Source organism: Flavobacterium sp., assembly GCF_043756175.1.
GTDB lineage: Bacteria > Bacteroidota > Bacteroidia > Flavobacteriales > Flavobacteriaceae > Flavobacterium.
This window is the reverse complement of the sequence record NZ_JAYURN010000082.1, coordinates 1-4,569: the sequence shown is the minus strand read 5'-3', so window position 1 is coordinate 4,569 and position 4,569 is coordinate 1. Positions and strand designations below refer to the sequence as shown.

General features: G+C 34.0%; 2 protein-coding genes and 1 pseudogene. 1 reads left to right on the top strand and 2 read right to left on the bottom strand.

Annotated features, from left to right (window positions below; all coding sequences use genetic code 11):
• Positions 1-80: 80 nt before the first annotated feature.
• Together uvrA and ACH2BP_RS06195 are read right to left on the bottom strand one after the other, a co-directional pair.
• Entirely contained in the window at positions 81-2,912 is a 2,832-nt protein-coding gene (gene uvrA / locus ACH2BP_RS06200) for an excinuclease ABC subunit UvrA (RefSeq protein WP_395058057.1), read from the bottom strand.
• 66 nt (positions 2,913-2,978) lie between these two features.
• The gene (locus ACH2BP_RS06195) at positions 2,979-3,563 is read right to left on the bottom strand and encodes an ACP phosphodiesterase (RefSeq protein ID WP_395058055.1); all 585 of its coding nucleotides are present in this window, start codon (positions 3,561-3,563) and stop codon (positions 2,979-2,981) included.
• A 151-nt stretch (positions 3,564-3,714) separates the two neighbouring features.
• On the opposite strand from ACH2BP_RS06195, the pseudogene ACH2BP_RS06190 reads away from it, so the two are divergent.
• A pseudogene (locus ACH2BP_RS06190) lies at positions 3,715-4,569 on the top strand (phosphoglucosamine mutase); the annotation flags it as partial.

Here is a 4,569-nt window from a genome sequence, read left to right as displayed (position 1 = left end):
TTTATTGTTATAGATTCTTTCATTTTAATCTGTTTTTAACAAATGTAATTAATTTTTTAATGCTTTATCAATTTGTGTTTTTAAACCAACTCTTTCTTCAAAAACTGCGCTGTATAACTTTTTTTATTTTTAGCAACTTCTTCAGGAGTTCCTTTAGCAACGACATTTCCGCCTCCTTTTCCGCCTTCAGGACCAATATCTATAATATAATCAGCGAGTTTTATCACGTCCATATTGTGTTCGATAATTAAGATGGTATTTCCTTTATCAACTAATTTATTAATTACATCCATTAAGACCCGAATATCTTCAAAATGCAATCCTGTTGTAGGTTCATCGAGGATATAAAATGTATTTCCTGTATCTTTTTTAGATAATTCGCCAGCGAGTTTTATACGTTGCGCTTCGCCACCAGAAAGCGTTGTACTTTGTTGACCTAAAGTAATATAGCCTAAACCTACATCTTGTAAGGTTTTTACTTTTCGGTGTATTTTCGGAATCATTTCAAAAAACGGCACAGCTTCGTCAATCGTCATATTCAACACATCAGAAATCGATTTTCCTTTGAAACGTATTTCCAGTGTTTCTCTATTAAAACGCTTTCCTTGACACGTTTCACATTCTACATAAACATCGGGTAAGAAACTCATTTCGATAGTTCTTACTCCAGAACCTTCGCAGGTTTCGCAACGTCCTCCTTTTACATTAAAACTAAAACGTCCTGCTTTGTAACCACGAATCATACTTTCGGAAGTCATGGTAAACATATTCCGGATTTCGGTAAAAACTTCGGTATACGTCGCTGGATTCGAGCGTGGCGTTCGTCCAATCGGGCTTTGATCTATATCAATTACTTTATCGATATGTTCTAGCCCTTCAATTTTTTTGTAGGGTTTTGGTTTTTTAACACCGTTAAAATAAAATGCATTCAAAATAGGGTAGAGCGTCTCGTTTATTAATGTCGATTTTCCTGAACCCGAAACTCCAGTCACACAAATAAGTTGTCCCAAAGGCAATTCTATCGAAACATTTTTTAGATTATTCCCAGTTGCGCCAGTTAGTTTAAGAAATTTTCCGTTTCCTTCACGACGTTTTTTTGGAATGTCAAATTTCATTGTTCCGTTCAAATATTGAGCAGTAATAGTATTTCCTTTTAGTATTTCTTTAGGTGTTCCTTTGCTTATAATTTCGCCACCATATTTTCCTGCTTTTGGACCAATATCAATCACATAATCGGCACGTTCTATCATGTCTTTATCATGTTCGACAACGATTACAGAGTTTCCAATATCTCGCAATTGTTCCAACGAATGTATTAGTTTTTCATTGTCACGTTGGTGCAAACCAATGCTCGGTTCATCTAAAATATACAAAACACCAACCAATTGTGAACCAATTTGAGTTGCCAAACGGATGCGTTGTGCTTCGCCACCAGAAAGAGATTTCGAACTTCGGCTAATGGCTAGATATTCTAAACCAACATTCATCAAAAAGTTCAATCTATCTTTTATTTCTTTAATAACTTCAGTAGCAATTCGTTTTTGTTTGTCTGATAAATGATTTTCTAAATCATGAAACCAAGCTGTTAAATCTGAAATATCCATATTGGATAAATCGGCGATATTTTCTTCATTTATTTTAAAATAAAGTGATTCTTTTTTGAGTCGTGAACCTTCGCAAGTCGGACAATTTACTTCGTCCATAAATTCTTTTGCCCAACGTTTTAAGGTCGATGAACCTGAATCATCGTGTTGTGATTTTATAAATGCCGAAATTCCTTCAAATTCGATTTTGTATTCTTTAGTAACTCCGGCCATTTTTGATGTTACCGAGAATTTTTCTTTACCGCCATTTAGAATCATTTCCATGGCTTCGTCGGAAATAGTTTCGATAGCATCAGTTAATTTGAATTCAAATTTTTCGCCAATAATTTCCAATTGTTTAAAAATCCAAGAACTTTTGTATTCGCCAAGCGGAGCAAAACCTCCGGATTTTATAGATAATTTAGGGTTTGGAATTATTTTTTTAATATTTATTTCATTAATTGTTCCCAAACCATTACAATCGGGACAAGCTCCTTTTGGGGAATTGAATGAAAATAAATTTGGTTCTGGATTCTGGTAAGATATTCCAGTTGTTGGGCACATTAAGTTTCTAGAAAAAAACCGAACTTCGTTACTATCTTGATCTAAAATCATCAAAACATTTTCTCCATAATGCATGGCTGTATTGATGCTTTCTGATATTCGTTTCTGAACATCATCAGTATTATCAACCACAATTCGGTCGATAACGGTTTCAATATCGTGGGTTTTGTATCGGTCGAGTTTCATTCCGGTGGTAATGTCTTTAACTTCACCATTAATACGAACTTTTAGAAAACCTTGTTTGGCAATTTGTTGAAATAATTCGGCATAATGTCCTTTTCGTGCACGAATAATAGGAGCGAGGATGTTGATTCTTTTTCCAGAAAAATCTTTGATAATCAAATCTTTAATTTGCTCATCAGAATAGGAAACCATTTTTTCACCCGTATTGTAACTGTAAGCATCGCCAGCGCGGGCAAAAAGCAAACGGAGGAAGTCATATATTTCGGTGATGGTTCCTACTGTAGAGCGTGGAGATTTAGAAGTTGTTTTTTGCTCGATGGCAATAACTGGTGACAAGCCATCAATTTTATCTACATCAGGACGTTCTAAACCACCAAGAAATTGTCTGGCATAAGCCGAAAAAGTTTCTATATAACGACGTTGCCCTTCGGCATAAATAGTATCGAAAGCCAAAGATGATTTTCCTGAGCCCGAAAGTCCAGTAATAACAACTAGTTTTTCACGCGGAATGGAAATATCTATATTTTTGAGATTATGAACGCGAGCGCCAATAACTTCGATGGTATTATCGTTTTCTAACATAATTGGAGTAAAAAACAAAGATACGATTTAGATGCTTCTTTTAAAAATTGATTTGAAAATGAATTTTTATATTTTTTTCATCTGTTGTAAACAAAAGGCTCTCAATTCTTCAAAAAACAAAGTAAACTCTTCTTCAAATTCAGAATAAAATTCTTGTAATTCGACAATCGCTTCTTGCATATTGGCTCTGTGTTTGGTTCGATAATCCATTTGAAACAAAATCATTTCGATTCCTGCAATGGTTGCATAACTTGCCAACCAATTTCTTTCGGTCATATATGGCATTATATTTTGTGTTTTTTCTGTAAGAATATCGTAATTATCTTCGAGCGATTTATAGAAATTCGCTGCATAATCTTCTAATTTTTCATCAGAATAATTACTCCAGTTTTTAGCTAAAAAATGGTCGTACAAAATATCCATAATCACACCAGCATAATGCCCGTATTTTTCGTGTAAACGGTGTTTGCTTTTTCGGTAAATTGGATGTGCGTCTGTAAAAGTATCTATATGACGATGTAAAATAATTCCGTTTTTCACATCTTCTGGAAATTTCAAATAATCATTTCCACGAATACCATCGGCCATAAAATTACCAATTTTTAGTAAATCGTTATTTCCAGAAAGGAATATGTGAGCGAGATAGTTCATTTTAAGAGGCGCTAAGGTTCTACAGCTTCTAAATTGCAAAGGTTTTTGTAAATATATGAAAAAAACTTAGTGCCTTAGTACCTTAGTATCTTTGAACCTTTTTATATTTGTGTGAATTTAAAATTTATCATTCAAAATTTAAAATAAAAAAATGACTTTAATAAAATCAATATCAGGAATTCGTGGAACTATTGGAGGAAAAGTTGGAGACAATTTGACACCAGTTGATGCTGTGAAATTTGCTTCGGCTTATGGGACTTTCTTAAAACAAAATAGTAATAAAGACAAGCTAAAAGTTGTTATAGGTCGTGATGCTAGAATTTCAGGACCAATGATTCATAATTTAGTTATGAATACATTGTTGGGTTTGGGAATTGATGTTATCGATTTAGGGCTTTCAACAACGCCAACTGTCGAAATTGCAGTTCCTTTAGAAAATGCTGATGGAGGAATAATTCTTACCGCTTCTCACAATCCAAAACAATGGAATGCTTTAAAATTATTAAATGCCAAAGGTGAGTTTTTAAGTGGTGACGATGGTGCAAAAATTCTAGAAATTGCAGACGCTGAAGCTTTCGATTTTTCTGATGTAGATTCTTTAGGAGAAATCACCATCAATGATTCATATATGGATATTCATATTGATGAAGTATTGAATTTACCTTTAGTTGATGCCGAAGCTGTTGCTAAAAGAAAATATAAAGTTGTCGTTGATGCCGTAAATTCTTCAGGAGGAATTATTATCCCTAATTTGTTAGAACAAATGGGGGTTGAAGTGGTAAAATTATATTGTACACCAAACGGCCATTTTCCACACAATCCAGAACCGCTAAAAGAACATTTAGGAGATATTTGCAAATTAGTTCTCGAAGAAAAAGCCGATTTTGGAATCGTTGTCGATCCAGATGTAGACCGTTTGGCATTTATTTCTAACGATGGAGAAATGTTTGGCGAAGAATATACGCTTGTAGCTTGTGCCGATTATGTTTTGAGTAAAACACCAGGG

Coding starts and splice junctions, on each gene's coding strand:
- ACH2BP_RS06195 (WP_395058055.1), bottom strand. CDS start 3,563: ATGAACTATCTCGCTCACATATTCCTTTCTGGAAATAACGATTTACTA.
- uvrA (WP_395058057.1), bottom strand. CDS start 2,912: ATGTTAGAAAACGATAATACCATCGAAGTTATTGGCGCTCGCGTTCAT.